This is a genomic window from Acidovorax sp. ACV02, from assembly GCF_014851475.1.
Lineage (GTDB): Bacteria > Pseudomonadota > Gammaproteobacteria > Burkholderiales > Burkholderiaceae_C > Acidovorax > Acidovorax delafieldii.
This window is the reverse complement of record NZ_JACUZU010000007.1, coordinates 262,552-278,236: the sequence shown is the minus strand read 5'-3', so window position 1 is coordinate 278,236 and position 15,685 is coordinate 262,552. Positions and strand designations below refer to the sequence as shown.

Here is a 15,685-nt window from a genome sequence, read left to right as displayed (position 1 = left end):
GCGATGACGCAATCAATGGACGCCGCCCTGCGGGCCTTTGCGCCCGCGTTACCGATGGCTGTGGCGTTGAGCGGGGGCGCAGACTCGACCGCATTGCTCTTGGGCTGTGCACGCCGCTGGCCCGGGCAGGTGCTGGCGGTCCATGTGCACCATGGGCTGCAGGCGGCCGCCGATGGGTTTGAGCAGCATTGCGTGGCCTTGTGTGGCAAGCTGGGCGTGCCCTTGCGTGTGCAGCGGCTGGACGCGCGCCCCGCGCCCGGCCAGAGCCCCGAGGATGCCGCTCGGCAAGCCAGATACCAGGCTTTGACGGCAGTAGCGCTAGAGGATCATGCCTTGGGTGCTATTCAATCCATAGCAATTGCACAGCACGCCGACGATCAGGCCGAAACCCTGCTACTCGCCCTGTCGCGCGGAGCGGGAGTGGCCGGCCTGGCCGCCATGCCCGCCCAGTGGACGCGTGCTGGTCTGGTCTGGCACCGCCCCTTGTTGCAGGTGTCTGCGGCGGACGTACGCGATTGGTTGAAGGCACAAGGCCAGGCGTGGGTGGAAGACCCCACCAACTCCGATGAGCGCTTCACGCGCAACCGCATTCGGGCGCAACTGCTGCCTGCGCTGCATGCCGCATTCCCGTCCTTTCGCGATACCTTTGCACGGTCGGCCGCCAATGCAGCCCAGGCTGCCGAGCTGCTGAACGAGATGGCACAGCAGGACCTGTCCTTGGTGGGCGTGCCCCCCGGTATCAAGGCGCTGCAGGGGCTCACCCGCGCGCGCCAGGCCAACGTGGTGCGCCACTGGCTGCGCCATGCCCACCAAACCACCCCGGGAGCCGCGCAATTGGGCGAGCTGCTGGATCAGATCCAGGCCTGTACCACACGGGGTCACCACATCCGCATCAAGGTAGGAAGCGGCTTTGTCGTGCGGTCTGGTCTTACGCTGGAATGGCTCAGGCAGTAGCTCTCAGGTGTCTTTTTGCCCGCGTCGCGGGACGACACCCACAAATACGGGAGTAAACCGCCGCATCCGGCACGCTGGCCAATCGCGAAGATTGCCAGCTCTATGAGCTCGGTGCGTCCAATAGAAAGCCCGAGTCCGTCCTTGCCCCCTGCCCAACAGGCTCAGCACACAAGCCATCCGCGCTCGGATGGCCTCCATGTCGACATCAAAACCTGGGCGGCAATCGGCAAAAAAGTGACTCCAGCTATCAGCGCCCGGCGTGCACGAGGACTTTGGATCAGCCCACCTATGCTGCTGCAACCAGCGGAACAGCCCCTGAAATGAGGCATAATAGCGGGATTGGAAACGTGACCGAGTGGCCGAAGGTGCTCCCCTGCTAAGGGAGTATGGGGTGTAGAGCCTCATCGAGGGTTCGAATCCCTCCGTTTCCGCCAGAGCTAAAAAAACCCGCCCTAAACCAGCGGGTTTTTTTACGTCTGTGCTCTGCGTTGACCCCATATAAAACAACGTGGTACGCTTCGATTCATGGTGTTTTATACAGTGTTTTCGCAGCGGGTAGTCAACCGGTTTCCGAGCTCAATTCAAAATTTTTGGGTCTACATGATGGCCTACAGAAATTGAGCCATGCCGAAGCGAATCCTTGAGATGACGGCGCTGGAGGTTTCCAGGCTGCGCGTGGAAGGCTCGCACGCCGTGGGCGGGGTCAGCGGGTTGTACCTGCGGATTGAAGGAGGGTCGCGCACCTGGGTGCTGCGGTATGTGCACATGCGCCAGCGTAGGCGCATGGGCCTGGGCAGCTATCCCGGTGTGACGCTGGCTGCCGCACGGGAGGCAGCGCGCGCAGCGCTGGGGCAGCGCGATGCAGGCATCGACCCCATCAAGTCGCGCCGGGACGAACGGGAGGCCGCCCGCCTGGCAGCCGCCCAGCGGCTGGAGTTCGACAAGGCGGCCGATGCGTTCATCACTGAACACGAAAGCACCTGGCGCAACGCCAAGCATGCGCAGCAGTGGCGCAACACCCTCAACACCTACGCATCGCCGCACTTTGGGCGGCTGTCTGTCTCCGAGATTGAACAGTCCCACGTGCTGCGCGCGCTGGCGCCTATCTGGAAGACCAAGACCGAAACCGCCACTCGTGTGCGCGGGCGCATTGAGCAGGTGCTTGATTGGGCCACCGCCCACGGCCACCGCACCGGACCCAACCCTGCGCGATGGCGTGGGCAACTAGAGCACATCCTGGCCAACCCTGACAAGGTTGCCCCGGTAAAGCATCGAGCCGCAGTGCCAGTGGCCGATCTGCCCGCCGTGTACCAGCAGATTGCCGCTGTGGACGGTCAAAGCGCCCGCGCTCTGTGTTTTCTGATCCTGACTGCTGTTCGCTCTGGCGAGGTGCGCGGAATGGTATGGAGCGAGGTAGATCTGGATGCAGCCCTTTGGGTCATTCCCGCTGAGCGCATGAAAGCCAATCGGGAGCACCGCGTACCCTTGTCGCGCCAAGCTGTGGCGCTGCTGCGCATTCAGGAGGCCGCGCGCGAGGAACTGGTGGAACACGTCTTTCCCAGCAACCGTAAAGGCCCGCTGTCTGACATGGCATTCACCGCCCTGATGCGCCGTCATAAGCTGGCAGCCGTGCCGCACGGTTTCCGCTCGACCTTTCGGGACTGGGCTGGAGAACTTACGCATCACCCGCGCGACGCAGTGGAGCTGTGTCTCGCCCATAGCATTGATACGAAGACAGAAGCGGCTTACCGCCGCGGTGACATGATGGAAAAGCGCGCATTCATCATGCAAGAATGGGGCGACTACGCTTCCTCTAGTAGACCCTGAACACTGTGGCGCTCTGGCCGCCAGCCGGTCCGCCACTACCTCCACCACAACGCTTACGAGGGCAGAAGTGCATCGATTTCCGCAAGACACCGCCATCACTGCAGACGTCGCGATCGCGGCGATCACTGCGCACCCCTCTGTTGCATCCGGCGAGGGGGATTGCATGTCGCTTTGGACGAGCCTTTCGAAGGCGGCGCGAGAGGCTGCAGAGGAGTCCCCTCCCGACTGGCCCAAGGTCAAGTCACTTTGGCTCGTCGCTGACGCCTGCTCCTTGGTGCTGCGCGCGGACAGCGCTAACGAGCCTTTCATCCCAATGATGGTGTTCGGCGATCGGCGTTCCGCAATCGCGCAGGACTTTTTGCCTGGAGATGCGGCGCTTCTGTCGGAAATTGCCGTAGCCGTATCGCACCGGGCCCTGCAGGCCCGCCTGTCGGACCTAGCATGGTTGAACGCCCGTCCTAAGAGAAACATCGCGGATTCCCACCGAGCTATCGACGCCTATGGGGCCGCGCCATTGGACGAGCCAGAATTCCACTCATCGCTGGTCGAGTGGCGCCGCGCCATCGTGCTGGCCCGACAGTTAAAAGATGAGGGACGCGCAAAGCTCGCTCGTCTCATCTCGTCTTTGGAGTCCACTGCCGAGAGAGAGATTCCCAAGGACGGAGGTCTGGGGAAGTCGGCGGCCAGGGTTTTGTTTGATCTGCGTGTGGCGACGGATAAGGGAGCTACTCTGGCCGACCTGCTGGCAACGAGCGGCGAGCGACAGAGCGCAGCCGGCAATCACTATGTGGCACGCAACCTTCTAGGTCACGCACGGGACTGGTATGTCCGCTTGTCTAATGCTGAACGCGCCGCCGACATGACCGTCGCCATGGCGCTCACTTGCGAAGCCGAGGCAGACCAGCGCATTCAGGAAGGAGGAGACATAGGGCATGTGATGGCTGGTAGTTTCCTGGACGACGCCATCCAGCTACTGCGTGCGGTGCCCGGGGCCCAGCGGCCAGCACGCGGCGTCGATGCGTGCATTGAGCGGATCCTTAAACGCCTGACGGTGTCTGGTCAGCAGGCAATGAAGGCCATGCACACCTACTCGACCGGCAAAATGGATATCACTGAACACGTGCAAGAGGCAGAGCGGGCCGTCAGCGGAAAGTCTGGGGTTGCAGCGCTGCTGACGATGGCGCGGTTGCACGGAGGCGCACAATTCGCTCGGCTCAAGGCGGGCGCCCAGGAATCCATGCAAACGCATTTGTTTAGCGCGGCGTTTGCCTCGACACACTATGGACCTGATGGCCGCGTAGTTGCCAAGACGCCTGGAGGTTTGTCCGGAGTGGACACCGATCTTGACCAACAGTTGTTCGGTCTCATGATGCGCCACTACTTGCTCGATATCGAGCTGGTCTGCCGGGCAGTCATCCTGCCGGCGCTAGGCATTATCCAGCGCGAACACACGGTTCGAAAGTCCGAATTGGCACAGTTAATGTCCCTTGCGCCGGTGGTCCCGCCAGGTCGCGCGGAGCAGTTCGCAAAGGGTCTTTGGGAGGGTTTCGAGTATGACTTTGCGACCGCCACATACATTCTGGCGCCGCAGGTGGAGAACCTCGTGCGCTGGCACCTAAAACAGCGTCAAGTCCTTACGACAACCGTGGACAGGTCGGGCATCGAGAATGAAGTGGGACTCAGCGCCCTCATCGATCTACCGCAGATTGTCGAAGTGTTCGGGGAAGACTTGGCGTTCGAGTTGCGCGCGCTGTTTTGCTCTGCACTTGGCCCCAACATACGCAACCAAGTCGCCCACGGACTGCTCAACCACGACGAGTGCAACACCGTGCCGGCGGTATATGCGTGGTGGTGGGTCTTGCGACTGACGCTCAAGAGCTTTCATGATGCGCAAGTACCGGCAGGGCATCCGTCTGTGGAGCCGGTGAAGGCTGCCTGATTGCTCTTATCGCAGCGCGCCTAGGTCCTTTTTTGTTGCCAAGCGCCAGGGCACCCCTGCAACCACTCCACCACTTCCGCCACCAGCCAAAACAGCTTCGCCCCCATCTTCCGAGGCGGCGGAAACCCGCGCTGCTCGATCAACGCCCGCAGCGTGTTCTCCACGATGCCCAGCTCTTCCAGCAGCTGGGCCTTGTTCATGATGATCTGGCCCATGTGTCAGCCCTCCGGGTTGATGATCTGAAAGCCCAGGCCCACCGCCAGCCCGTGCTCCACCTTCGCCCCGCGCGACTTCTCCCAGCCGGGCAGCAGGTACACCGCATCGCAAGTCACCAGCCGCGCAATGTCCATGCGCATGCAGTCCAGCCACTGGGCCTTGGGGTCTGCGTTGATTTCGGCGGGGTTCTCCACATGGTGGCCTTGGGCGCGCAGCGCCGCCGCTGCTGCGTGGAAGGCGGGAAAGTTCAGATCGGGGTAGCCCGTCATCGGGCCTGCAACGTAGATTCGCATGGCATCCCTCCCTATCGGCTCACCCGCCGGCCCATCACCAGGCTGGGCGGTCGATTGGCCGCGCTGCGGTGCTGCAGCTCGGGGCAGGTGTACGGCTTGCCCGTCTTCCAGCTCATGCTGATGGGCTGCGCGGTGCTGTAGTCCACGCGCTCTGCCTGCCTGATCTGAGACCAGCGCGATGGCTCAACGGGGTGCGCCAGTGCCGGTGCGTTTTTCGGCTTTGCCATGGTTCAGGCCTCCGCGCGTTCTTCGATGCGTTCCACGCGCAGCACGTTTTTGCCGGTGGCAATGTGCGCGTGGGCCTCGGCTTGCTCCGCGGTGGCGGCCTTCACCCGAACGGTGGGCAGCAGCCTGGCGTCTGCAAGGTCTTCCACATCTGATGGCGTGACGCCCTGGGGCACTAAAGTGGCCCGGTAGCTGCGCAAGGGCTGGACGTTGTGAATGGGTTGCATGTCTTCGATTTCCTTTCTGTGTTCGGTCAGGCCACCAGCTGCAGCTGGGCCTGGGCGGGGTTGGTGATGGGGGCGGCCGGCTGGCGGCGACGGCGGCGCGGCCTGGCGGCATCGGCCAGGCGCTGGCGCTCCGCGTCGAACACGGCGCGCAGGTGTTCCGGCGTGGTGCCGGCCTGCGGCACGTAGCCGCTGTGCAGCGGGCGCTGGTAGCAATGCACGCGTGGCTCGGTTCGCTTGGCGTTCATGGGTTGCACTCCTTTCGGTCGGTGGTGGTGGGTTGGAAAAGGTCTGCGCGCGTGATGCGCACTGTTGAAAGGGCGGTCAGCAGGTCCGGCAGCAGCTCGGCCGGTGTCTCCAGCACCTCGCGTTTCATCTGGTCGCGGGCGGCCTGGCCGTCGCCCATGTCTTCGCAGCGGCGGCGCGCTGCCAGCAGTACCTGGGCCTGCAGCGGGGTGGGCTTGCGGCCCGTTTCGGCCATGCCGCTGCGCGCCTCGGTGGCGGTGGTGTGTTTTGCTGCCTGTTTTTTCATCAGTGCCACGCCTCGGTGGACTGCATGGCGCGTAGTGCGCGGAACTGGGCCACCGTTTCGGGCTTGCACCAGTCCTCTTTGAAGTGCGGGCTTGGGGGGAAGAGCTCTCTCGCCAGCTCGCCCGTGATGCGGGCCGTACAGTTATTGAAACCAGTCCAAGCGCGCGGCAAAGCCGCGCGGGCCGTGGCTGTGCCGTCGCCCTGCGCTTGTCCTGCTGCAGCTGTGCAATCCGCCGCATGCGCGGCGTGGGCTGCAATGGTCACCTCATCCACCACAGGCGCCCAGGCAATGCGGCGGCTCACCAGCCAGCGCCCGCACATGCGCCCGCGCTGCGGCTTCAGGCCCACGATGCGGCCCACCTTCACTTCCTCGCCATACTTGTTCACCTCGCCCGCTTCGGGCGTGCGGTGGGCCGTGCGCAGGTGCCACTGCTTGCGGGGCAGGGCGTGGCCGCCCATCGCCTCCATGAAGATGCGCCAGTCCGCCCGAATCTCCCCATGCCGGTGGCAGGCGCTGAAGGCCCGCACCGTGGCCCGGTCGCCCTCCTGCGCAAACAGCTCCAACTGGTCGGCCGACACGCGGCGCAGCTCGCGCCACACCGTCACGCTGGGCATGCCGATGGTCTGAAACTGCCGGATGCCCCAGTGCGATGCCCAGGCGTCCACGCGCTGATGGCCAGCGGCTGGCTCCCTCACGTCCCACTGGTCGGTGTGGCCAAAGTCCATGGCGATCTGCTGGCCGTTCACCACATCCTGGTGCTCCGCCAGGGCAAGGTGGCCCACGCTCTTGGCGATGTACTTCGCCACATAGCCAGCGGCGCCGCCCCTCACCATGCGCTTGATGTTCACGCGGTTCTCGGCCGCGCCGCGCTCGTCGCCGTCCTCGCTCAGCCAGTAGTGGCGCACCTTGTCTTCCACGGCCTGTGCGCTTGCTTCATCCTCTACCCATATCAGCGCATGCCAGTGGGGCGTGGCGTCGTGGTGCGGTTCGGCTACGCGCAGGCCGTACATGCGCACGCCTTTGCGCGCGAGGGCAGAGCGGGTTCGTTGCCACATGGACCGTAGCCACGCTTGCCCGTCACGCGGCGTGGCGCCGCGATACTTCTTGTTAGGGATAGGACGGCCACCACTGCCCAGCTTCACCGGGTGGAACTTGCTGGGCAGCGTCAGCGTCAGGAACAGGCCCACATGCGCGCGCGCATCGGCGTACTCCTCCGCACCCCTGATGCGCGTCATCAGCTCGCCCCCGCGCACGATGGGGTTGGCCGTGCCCAGCTCGGCCAGCTCGCGCAGCGTGTACACCTGCCCTGCCTCATTGCGGAACAGCTTGCGGCCCAGGGCCTCAGCATTGCGCTTCACCTGCGCCTTGCGGCGCGCCAGCCCGTCGCGGCTGATGTAGCCGCCCAGCCGCACGTGCACACGCCCCATGCCAATGTTGCCGCCCTCAACCACACGCGCAACATGCACGCGCAGGCGCTTGCGCCACCACGCGGCATCCTGTGCCCGCTTGATGGCGGGCTCGCCCGTGATGGGCTTGTCCTCCACGATGCCAGCGCACCGCACCAGCAGCCGGATGCTGTCCACACGCTCTGCCAGGCTGGCACCCTGGCCAATGGCCAGCGCGTCCAGCTCGTCGGCCTCGCCCGCCAGCTTCTTGGCCATCTCGCAGATTTCGTGGTCGTCCAGGTTCCACATGGCTGCGGCGCCAAACCGGTCTTCATACTGGGCAACCGCCTGCAGCATGTCCCACGCCTGCGCCCACTCGGGCGGCTCCTGCAGCCATTCCTGCACCGTCTTTTCGGCCGCCAGCATGGGCGGTGCCGTGGGCGCCAGCCGCTCGCGCACTGCAGCCTGCCAGCTGGCAGGCGCACACCGGATCACGCGCTCCAAGTGCCCGCGCGCCATGCGCAGCGTGGGCTTGTTCGCGTTCCATTCCTTCAGGCTGCCGTTGGGCAGCTTGCGCGGTATCGTGGGCATGGCGCTACACCCGCGCCGCAAGGGCAGTCAGGCCACCCAGGTGCTTCTTGGCATCGCGCACCACCATGCGCAGCTCCTCGCGCTCAGGCGGCGGCAGCTCTTGCCAGTTGCGGTCTGCCAGCGTGTACAGGTGCTCCACATCCGCGCCAATGCCGGCAATCATCAGCAGCGCCACGCGCCACATCACCGGCAGCCTGCGCCACTCCCTCGATGCCGCGTCGCAAAAGCGCCCATTGCTCGCGCTCTGCGTCATCTGGTCGCGCAGCTTCATCAGCTGCGCCAGCACGTCCGCCGGCGGCGGCACAGGCCTGGCCGCAGGTGGTGCTGCTGGCTGCAGCAAGTCCATGTCAGGCGCAACCAGTCTCAGATGCATGTGCGCACCTTCTTCACAGGCGCAATGCCAAAGCCGCAGCGCCCGCCTGTCAGGCGCTCTGCCAGGTCAAACGCCTGCCGCGTGGCGGCCTGCCGGTCAGCCGCCAGCAGGTGCTGGGTCATGCGCTGGCCGTTGGCCGCGCGGTAGGTCATGGCGTAAAGGCTCATTGCGTCCTCTCAGGTTTTTTGGGCAACAGAAGTCCCCGCCTGGCGTTGCCGCCTTGCAAAAAAATCGGGGTAGGGGGGGTGATGGGTGCCGCTGCTATTCAGCGGCTGTGGCGCCGTTTATGACGTGTTGGCGTCCCCGGCAAACAGGTCGTCCGTGACGGGCTCGATGGGCGTGATGGGCTCGTGCGCCGCCTCTGGCGAGTTGTCCAGTAGCACACGCAGCATCCCGCGCCGCACATGCTGAGACAGCGGGATGCTCACCTTCGGGTTGGGCCGCGCAGGCACGCTCAGCATCTTGGTGAACTCTGTCATCGCCTCGTAGTTCGCGCCGCACTCCGCGTTCGTGCAGCTGAAAACCAGCTTGCGCATCGTCATGCTCACCTTGCTGCCGTGGCGGATCACGCACTGGGCACCGCAGTGCGGGCACTCCATGCGTGTGCCCTCGTAGCGCACCTTCTTGCCCTGGTGCAGCCTCTGCTGGCGTGCAGGCTTTGTCGCCTGCAGCGCTTCATGCTCCGCTTTGGTGTGCAACATGCTTTTCCCCGTGGTCATCGTGCTGGCGCTTATCAGCGGCTCTTGAGCGGCTATTTGCTGCCCCTCACTGCGTCGCCGTGCCAGCGCCGCGCTCGGCCAGGTAGCCTTCGAGCCCGCGCAGGTAGATGCGGCGCATAAAGCTCGCGGCGCTGCGGTCCTCGCTGGCGGCCAGCTCGCGCGCTTGCGACAGCTCCTCGGGCCACAGGCGCATGCCCGTCTGCTCCATCCTCTTCTTCGGTTCGGGCGCTACTGGCTCTGCCAGCCTGCCCGCCGCGCGGTTGGCAGCCACCAGGGCCTTGAAGCTGTGCGGGGTGTTCTTTGCGGTCTGCATCATGTTCTTCCTTGGGTGTTGTCAATCGCCAGCTTCGGGCCCGGCTTGATGCCCGTCATTTCGTAGACGCTGCGGTCTATCTGGGTGCTGATTAGCAGCTCAAGCACCGCGGTGGTGGTGGGCAGCCTGTACGCCTGCCGCAGCAGCTCCAGGTGGTGCTCCATTTCGGCGGAGACTTCCACCAGGATTTCTGTGGTCTGCATGGACGCATTCCATGGCGTCAGCAACGCGCAGCGTTGCCCACGCTGGCCGCCTGCGCCATGCCGCCCAGGCCCAGCTTCTGCAGCTCTTTCTCGGCGGCCAACAGCGCCATGTTCTGGATCAGCGTGGCCTTCTGCACGCCCAGGCGGTCCGCCAGCACGGCCAGCAGAACATCGTCGGCCTTCTTGAAGCGCACGGTGTGCCGGTAAACGCGGCGCTGTTCCTTGTTGTCGTATGCCATATGAACCTTTGTTGCTTATCGAACTGCGGTGAAAGAGCCGCTTACAGTTGTAGCTTTCACAGGAGACCCCGCATGCAGAGCCGAGTAGTCGCCCACCACACCATGGACACCCTGAACGACGACGCCCCGGTCACGGTCGGCATGCTCAGGGCGTCCATTGACGAACTTGGGCAGGGTGTTGGCTTTGTCCTCAGCGGCGCTCTGCTGGAGGCTGGTCTCGACGCCAAAAAGCGCAAGGAAATTGCGGTCGCTCTGCACGCGCTGACGATGCAGGGCACCTTCCACGGCCCGGCCCGCGATGTTCTGGCGGGCATCGTCTACGGCATGTCCATGCAGCTTCAGGGCACGCCGGATGGCGTCGGCAAGCAGGCGTAGCGCGTTCACGCCACCACCCCAGCCACGGGCCGAAACTCCACTGCCCCCGCAAACACCCCCAGCAGCGGCGCCAGTTCCAGCGCCTCGCGCTCCGAGAACTCCACCGGCCTGCGGTTGCCGCTAAACACCAGCTGCCCCGTGGCCGCGTCGGCAACACTCAAAAAGGCCCACACCGGGCGGTCAACCGCCCCAACGCTCTGGGCCAGCAGGTAGCGCTGCCCTGCGTCGCTGCATGGGCCTGTGCTTGCTATCTGCCCCAGGCGTGCACCCAGTTGCGAACGGCGCTGGTCCAGCAGCCTTTTGGCGCCTTGGGTGTGGCGGTGTGCGCGCCGCAGTTCCGTATTCATTGCCATTGCCAAAACCTCCTACCCGCAACGCGTGGCGGTGTGTACCATCGTGTGAGATGGCGTTAACTGTGTGCGCCAAATCTTACGGTAAATATTTTCCGGTTGCAAGCCGGATTGGCGCATGAATCAGAAAAAAATTTCCAGTGAAGAGGTTCGCACAGAGATAGGTAAGCGGCTGCGGGAGGAGCGAGAGAGGCGTGGGCTCAAGCAGGAAGATTATTTCCGGTTTGGAGATTGGTCCGCGCGCACTGTGAGCAATTGGGAGGCTGGACGCACAATGCCTACGGCGGAGTTCTTTGCGGAGGTTGAGACGCTGGGACTCGATGTGAACTACATCATTACTGGCCGCCGTGTCGCGGGGCCACTCACTGGCCCTGCAGCAGCGCCAGCAGGCGAAGCAGACACCATTCGCATCCCCCTGTTCAGTGCCACCGGCAGCATGGGAAAGGGCAATGACCTCATCACCGAAGACGTACTGATGGGGGATGTTCCGATATCGCGCCACTGGCTGGCGCTGAACGTGCCCCGGTCCCGACCCGAGGCGCTGCAGCTGGTGCACGCCTACGGCGACAGCATGCTCGGCACCCTGAATTCAGGCGACTTCGCCATCGTGGATACCGACTGCCAAGTCGCTGACATTGACGGCGTTTACGTGCTGCAGGCCAACGGCCAGCTATTCATCAAGCGCGTGACCCGCCGCATGGATGGGGCGCACGTCATTACCAGCGACAACCCCAGCGTGCGCACTGTTGATGTGCTGGATGGCACCCAGCCCGTGCGTATCTGCGGGCGGGTGGTTTATGGATGGAACGGGCGGCGGTTTTGATGCCCCTACAGGCTTGATTCTTATTGCTTTTTATCTGAATACATCGCTAGAGATTTATGGTTACAAAATCTAAGGCTCCGGCCCCTGCAAGTGTGGTGAATATCAAGACGACAGAATTGATATTTGACCCCGAGAATCCAAGATTCTACCGACTCAACTCCCAACATTCGATGGTGGAAAATATCATCGAAGATATGCTTGATCAAGAGGGGGCGCAAGATCTAATGCTCTCTATTGGGCAGAAGGGCTATTTTGCAGGTGAACCTTTGTTGGTGATCTCACCCAAAAAGAAGGGAGAGGCATTTACCGTCGTGGAGGGGAATAGGCGTCTGGCCGCAGTCAAACTGCTCAATGGGGAGATTGTTCCCCCCAAAAAGCGTCAGCGTTCCGTAGCCATTATTCAAGGCGAGGCCATCGAGCCTGCACCAACTGAGCTCCCATGCCTTGTTTACGAAAATAGGCGCGATGTATTGCGATATCTTGGATATCGGCACATCACCGGTATTCAAGAATGGGATGCGCTGTCTAAAGCTAGATATCTGAAGGAGCTTCGGGATGAGTTTTATCCGAATATTGATGAATCGGAGCAATTCAAAAATCTTGCAAAAGATATTGGAAGTAAGGCGGATTATGTTGCCAAGTTGCTTACCGCTCTTAATCTCTATGAAAAATCTAAGGATAACAATAATTTTCATGGCCTAAAAATAGACCCGGCAGACATAGAATTTTCTTATATTACTACTGCTTTAGGGTATAAAAATATTCCTGACTGGCTTGGTCTCGCCACTCCGAAGGATGTAGAGATGCCAGGTGTGAAGATGGATAACTTGGCGAAAATGTTTGGTTGGTTTTTTGCAAAAGATCAACACGGTCGAACCATTATTGGAGAGTCACGGAATATAAGTGACCTGGCCGCAATTGTCACAAGTGATAAGGCGATAGCAGCGCTTGAGGAAACTGGGAGTATTAGTACCGCATACCTCTACACCGATGGGCCAAATGAAGCGCTAGAGAAGTCGCTACAGGAGGCATTGGCAAAAATACAGATAGCTTGGCGCATGGTGCCTGATGCTAAACATCTGACTTCCTCCCACGAAGACTTGGCGAATGAAATTTTCGACCATGGGAAGACCTTGCGAAACTCCATTCGTGACAAATTGGAGGATCAATAGGATGTTCACATCCCTGGAAAATCCTCCTGATGGCAAAGATATTTTTCTTTGGACCGATTACATAGAAATACTAGCCCTCACGCACCCAGATCGTTGTTATTGCAAAGGGGATTTGAGTGGATTGGCAAGAAGGCTGTTGACATCAACACGAAGAAATATTGACTACGAGCAGCTTTGGAGGGATGTTATAAATTTCTCAAGCACTAGAAGAGTTGCATTTGGAGAGTTTTATCCATTTGAAATCTCTGATGATCAGGATACTTTGAGTTTCAAATTCAATGCAACGCCTGAGCACCATGCCTATGTGGGGCTTCTCATTGCCTCATCGTTGCGGCTAGTGTCGAAAGAAATACTGCATCGCATTGCCCGGCAGTTTGAAGAGGCCTCGCTTGAAGTTTTTAAGGGCCTTCAGCCTGTTGGAGCTGAAGTTCGAGCAACTTGGGCTGGAGCCGGGGCTGGCGCGGTCTACCAAGGCAAGTTGTACGAAAAGATGCTTGCCATAGCAAATGATCTCCGATGCACACCCAATTTCAAGGTCGAAGATTTCGATGAGCGAGACACGGGGGATGGTGGTATTGATTTAATTGCATGGCATCCAATGTCTGATGAACGCGATGGCATGCCAATCTCTTTTGCCCAATGCGGATGCTCAAAAGCAGATTGGACATTCAAACAAATCGAGGCCCATCCTGCAAAGCACATTCGTCATCTCCCCGTGATGCATCCATGGGCCACGTACTATTTTATGCCTCTTGATTTGCGCCGATCAGATGGGGATTTTGCAAAAAAATCTGATATTGGTCAGGCAATTATCGTTGATCGCCTTCGAATTCTGCGGCTGGCAAAGCAATTCAATTCTTTGAAGGATTTTCCGGCAATGCCTTACGTAACAGACGCCACTCAATACGTAAATCCAGACAATTAAGGCTTGAAGTAATTCGATAAAAATTAGAAAAAGGGTGCGATTGTATGGAGAGAGCATTTTTTACTCGAGCGCCAAATGACGGGGAGCTTTTATCTTTGAGACGCTTTTTAGCGACTTACAGGGATGGCTCAGGGGGGCAGCGTGAGGCTGATGGCAGTTCGCGCGCCGATTCGCGCCAGATCGAGCGCTGCTTGGCAGAGCTGCTATATGGCCGCACAACGGAGAACAAATCGTTCTATGACTTCGTCATTGAGTCGAACGAGAGCGGTGGCATTGCGGTCCGTGGCGCGTCGATTAAGTCGAAGCAGCTGGAGCTGGATGCGGATAGCCTTGAAGTGGGTAAAGCGATGCGCGCGCACCTGGAGATTTCCAATTCCAACTCCAAGGACTGGAAGCTGTGCGCGGCGCACGGGCTGAGCCAAAAGGATTTTGGCGATGCTCAGCATGCGGAAACCTTTGGCCGCCTTATCTTGGCGCGGCAAGTTGCAGACCGGGAGCAGGCAGAGGCCAACTATGTTGCCCAGCAAGACGCCGACGTGAAGAGAACCTTCATCACGAAGGAGTCGATCTTCATCTCTGTGCTCTACACATCCCCTCGCAAGAAGGATGGCGAACGCCAGTGGATGGTCTCGGCGTTCCCCATCAATCTGCCTCCGCCCGTGAAATGGGAGTTCCGCACCGAGCGGTCTCTGGTCGGGTACGACGAAGAGGGCGGGGCGCTCTACGAGTGGTATGGCCTATCTGGCAGCCAATTCAAGTACTTTCCCAAGCTTGCTTCGCGGCTGCACGGCACGGGGTTGTTCACGCTGCCAAAGCCAGCTGTGGAAACCCTACGCGCCAAGTCTTCGAAGATGTTCGAGGGCTAGAGCAGCTTCCGCACTTTCCGCATGATCTGTTCCATCAGGAACGGGGGCACCGCATTCCCGATTTGCTCGAACTTTTCGGCCAAGTCGCCTTCGGGTTCGAAATTCGCCGGAAAGGTCTGAATGGCCGCGGCCTCGCGCCATGACAGGCGGCGGGGCGGGTTCAGGCAAGGGAAGTCCGGGGCGAACTCCCGGTGGTCGTACTGGTCTGTAAAGCGCCACTTCTGCTTCCAGCCGTTTGCCAGGTCGCTCCACTCCAGCTCCATCACGGGCGAAGCAGGGTGCAGCGTCACGTGGCGGAAGTTGGCCACCACCGTAAATGCCGGGCTATCCCAGCGGTGCCGGCGGTTGCGCGACATGAAGTACCAGGCAAAGTTGCCTTCGGGGTCGTGCGGCCGTTCGTAGTATTCGCCCACAGGGTTGGGCGGCAGGTGGCGGATAGCCTCGCCATGGCTCGCCCAGGGCAGCAAGCCACTCTTCTTGATGAGCGATGGCTTCGCATGGGTCTGGTTGGGGAACTCGAAGGTGTCGCTCACATCGTGCCGCACGCCCACGATGATGACCCGCTTGCGCATCTGCGGCACGCCGTAGTCCGCGGCGTTAAGCAGCATGTGGTGCACGTGGTACTTGGCCGACAGCTGGTTCTCGTAGACGTCGATCTGCTTCTTGAACCACTCGCCGTTTTGCAGCTTCGCAAGGCCCGACACGTTCTCGGCAATGAACACCTTCGGCTTGACCTTGTTCACAGCTTCCGCAAACCCCAGAAAGAGGTTGGAGCGGTCGTCCTTGTCTGGGTTGCGCAGCCCGCCCATGGAGAACGATTGGCATGGGTAGCCGCCCATCACCACATCTGCCGCAGGGTAGGGGTTCGGCTTCGAGGCATTGAACTCGAAGATGCCCGTGTGCCGGACGATGCCTTCGCCAAAGTGCTTGGTGAATGTCTCTGTGGAGGCCTTGAAGTTATCAAGCGCAAGCACGGTGCGAAACCCCGCCGCGTGCGCGCCAAAGTCCATTCCACCCGCCCCAGAGAAGAGGGACACAACGCGCAAACCCATGTAATTATTCCCAGTACTTTTCAGAAGGCGCCATTGTAGGGAAAGACCGCAACCTTGGCCAGCGCGGTGTCGCCTTTGGCCAACAGTGC

General features: G+C 61.1%; 23 protein-coding genes and 1 tRNA gene. 9 read left to right on the top strand and 15 right to left on the bottom strand.

Annotation, left to right across the window (positions count from 1 at the left end):
- Nucleotides 1–3: 3 nt before the first annotated feature.
- The 4 genes from tilS to IB236_RS24625 all read left to right on the top strand — a co-directional run bounded on the left by tilS (nucleotide 4) and on the right by IB236_RS24625 (nucleotide 4,720).
- Entirely contained in the window at nucleotides 4–954 is a 951-nt protein-coding gene (gene tilS / locus IB236_RS18280) for a tRNA lysidine(34) synthetase TilS (RefSeq protein WP_146871422.1), read from the top strand.
- Nucleotides 955–1,295: 341 nt separating this feature from the next.
- Nucleotides 1,296–1,388 (top strand) — tRNA-Ser (locus IB236_RS18275).
- A gap of 190 nt (nucleotides 1,389–1,578) precedes the next feature.
- Nucleotides 1,579–2,781 (top strand): site-specific integrase, encoded by a 1,203-nt coding sequence (locus IB236_RS18270; protein ID WP_192421714.1) that lies wholly within the window; start codon nucleotides 1,579–1,581, stop codon nucleotides 2,779–2,781.
- A 67-nt stretch (nucleotides 2,782–2,848) separates the two neighbouring features.
- Nucleotides 2,849–4,720 (top strand): DUF4209 domain-containing protein, encoded by a 1,872-nt coding sequence (locus IB236_RS24625; RefSeq protein WP_192421713.1) that lies wholly within the window; start codon nucleotides 2,849–2,851, stop codon nucleotides 4,718–4,720.
- Between the two features lie 20 nt (nucleotides 4,721–4,740).
- Here the strand turns inward: IB236_RS24625 and IB236_RS18260 are convergent, their stop codons facing one another.
- The 13 genes from IB236_RS18260 to IB236_RS18200 form a co-directional block, all read right to left on the bottom strand.
- A complete protein-coding gene (locus IB236_RS18260; RefSeq protein WP_192421712.1) occupies nucleotides 4,741–4,935 on the bottom strand; it encodes an AlpA family transcriptional regulator in 195 nt (64 codons plus the stop codon).
- Nucleotides 4,936–4,938: 3 nt separating this feature from the next.
- Nucleotides 4,939–5,229 carry a DUF4406 domain-containing protein gene (locus tag IB236_RS18255; protein ID WP_187736436.1) on the bottom strand — a complete coding sequence of 97 codons (291 nt, stop codon included), beginning with the start codon at nucleotides 5,227–5,229 and terminating at the stop codon, nucleotides 4,939–4,941.
- Between the two features lie 11 nt (nucleotides 5,230–5,240).
- Nucleotides 5,241–5,456 (bottom strand): hypothetical protein, encoded by a 216-nt coding sequence (locus tag IB236_RS18250; RefSeq protein ID WP_192421711.1) that lies wholly within the window; start codon nucleotides 5,454–5,456, stop codon nucleotides 5,241–5,243.
- 3 nt (nucleotides 5,457–5,459) lie between these two features.
- A complete protein-coding gene (locus IB236_RS18245; RefSeq protein WP_187736438.1) occupies nucleotides 5,460–5,681 on the bottom strand; it encodes a hypothetical protein in 222 nt (73 codons plus the stop codon).
- Between the two features lie 26 nt (nucleotides 5,682–5,707).
- Nucleotides 5,708–5,926, bottom strand: coding sequence for a hypothetical protein (locus tag IB236_RS18240; protein WP_192421710.1), 219 nt, complete (start codon nucleotides 5,924–5,926; stop codon nucleotides 5,708–5,710).
- The gene (locus IB236_RS18235; protein WP_192421709.1) at nucleotides 5,923–6,210 is read right to left on the bottom strand and encodes a hypothetical protein; all 288 of its coding nucleotides are present in this window, start codon (nucleotides 6,208–6,210) and stop codon (nucleotides 5,923–5,925) included. Before IB236_RS18235 ends, IB236_RS18240 begins: the two co-directional genes overlap by 4 nt.
- The gene (locus IB236_RS18230) at nucleotides 6,210–8,186 is read right to left on the bottom strand and encodes a replication endonuclease (protein ID WP_192421708.1); all 1,977 of its coding nucleotides are present in this window, start codon (nucleotides 8,184–8,186) and stop codon (nucleotides 6,210–6,212) included. Before IB236_RS18230 ends, IB236_RS18235 begins: the two co-directional genes overlap by 1 nt.
- Nucleotides 8,187–8,190: 4 nt before the next feature.
- The gene (locus tag IB236_RS18225; protein WP_192421707.1) at nucleotides 8,191–8,559 is read right to left on the bottom strand and encodes a hypothetical protein; all 369 of its coding nucleotides are present in this window, start codon (nucleotides 8,557–8,559) and stop codon (nucleotides 8,191–8,193) included.
- Nucleotides 8,550–8,726: a hypothetical protein gene (locus tag IB236_RS18220; RefSeq protein ID WP_192421706.1), complete on the bottom strand. Its 177-nt coding sequence runs from the start codon at nucleotides 8,724–8,726 to the stop codon at nucleotides 8,550–8,552. Before IB236_RS18220 ends, IB236_RS18225 begins: the two co-directional genes overlap by 10 nt.
- Nucleotides 8,727–8,843: 117 nt before the next feature.
- Nucleotides 8,844–9,260, bottom strand: coding sequence for an ogr/Delta-like zinc finger family protein (locus IB236_RS18215; protein WP_192421705.1), 417 nt, complete (start codon nucleotides 9,258–9,260; stop codon nucleotides 8,844–8,846).
- Nucleotides 9,261–9,324: 64 nt separating this feature from the next.
- Complete coding sequence (locus IB236_RS18210) at nucleotides 9,325–9,591, bottom strand: hypothetical protein (RefSeq protein WP_225581233.1); 267 nt, start codon at nucleotides 9,589–9,591, stop codon at nucleotides 9,325–9,327.
- Nucleotides 9,591–9,794 (bottom strand): hypothetical protein, encoded by a 204-nt coding sequence (locus IB236_RS18205; protein WP_187736444.1) that lies wholly within the window; start codon nucleotides 9,792–9,794, stop codon nucleotides 9,591–9,593. Before IB236_RS18205 ends, IB236_RS18210 begins: the two co-directional genes overlap by 1 nt.
- A gap of 17 nt (nucleotides 9,795–9,811) precedes the next feature.
- A complete protein-coding gene (locus IB236_RS18200) occupies nucleotides 9,812–10,033 on the bottom strand; it encodes a hypothetical protein (protein ID WP_192421704.1) in 222 nt (73 codons plus the stop codon).
- 102 nt (nucleotides 10,034–10,135) lie between these two features.
- Between IB236_RS18200 and IB236_RS18195 the strand changes: the two genes are divergently transcribed.
- Complete coding sequence (locus tag IB236_RS18195) at nucleotides 10,136–10,408, top strand: hypothetical protein (protein ID WP_192421703.1); 273 nt, start codon at nucleotides 10,136–10,138, stop codon at nucleotides 10,406–10,408.
- Between the two features lie 5 nt (nucleotides 10,409–10,413).
- Here the strand turns inward: IB236_RS18195 and IB236_RS18190 are convergent, their stop codons facing one another.
- Nucleotides 10,414–10,761 (bottom strand): hypothetical protein, encoded by a 348-nt coding sequence (locus IB236_RS18190; RefSeq protein WP_192421702.1) that lies wholly within the window; start codon nucleotides 10,759–10,761, stop codon nucleotides 10,414–10,416.
- 115 nt (nucleotides 10,762–10,876) lie between these two features.
- Here IB236_RS18190 and IB236_RS18185 point away from each other — a divergent pair, with 115 nt between their 5' ends.
- The 4 genes from IB236_RS18185 to IB236_RS18170 all read left to right on the top strand — a co-directional run bounded on the left by IB236_RS18185 (nucleotide 10,877) and on the right by IB236_RS18170 (nucleotide 14,544).
- A complete protein-coding gene (locus IB236_RS18185; protein ID WP_192421701.1) occupies nucleotides 10,877–11,581 on the top strand; it encodes an XRE family transcriptional regulator in 705 nt (234 codons plus the stop codon).
- 56 nt (nucleotides 11,582–11,637) lie between these two features.
- The gene (locus IB236_RS18180; protein WP_192421700.1) at nucleotides 11,638–12,753 is read left to right on the top strand and encodes a hypothetical protein; all 1,116 of its coding nucleotides are present in this window, start codon (nucleotides 11,638–11,640) and stop codon (nucleotides 12,751–12,753) included.
- A 1-nt stretch (nucleotide 12,754) separates the two neighbouring features.
- Nucleotides 12,755–13,678, top strand: coding sequence for a hypothetical protein (locus tag IB236_RS18175; RefSeq protein ID WP_192421699.1), 924 nt, complete (start codon nucleotides 12,755–12,757; stop codon nucleotides 13,676–13,678).
- A 191-nt stretch (nucleotides 13,679–13,869) separates the two neighbouring features.
- Nucleotides 13,870–14,544 (top strand): hypothetical protein, encoded by a 675-nt coding sequence (locus IB236_RS18170; protein WP_225581232.1) that lies wholly within the window; start codon nucleotides 13,870–13,872, stop codon nucleotides 14,542–14,544.
- On the opposite strand, the gene IB236_RS18165 is transcribed toward IB236_RS18170, so the two are convergent.
- Nucleotides 14,541–15,596 (bottom strand): DNA cytosine methyltransferase, encoded by a 1,056-nt coding sequence (locus IB236_RS18165; protein WP_192421697.1) that lies wholly within the window; start codon nucleotides 15,594–15,596, stop codon nucleotides 14,541–14,543. The two genes, IB236_RS18170 and IB236_RS18165, sit on opposite strands and share 4 nt — an antisense overlap.
- Nucleotides 15,597–15,685 lie beyond the last annotated feature (89 nt).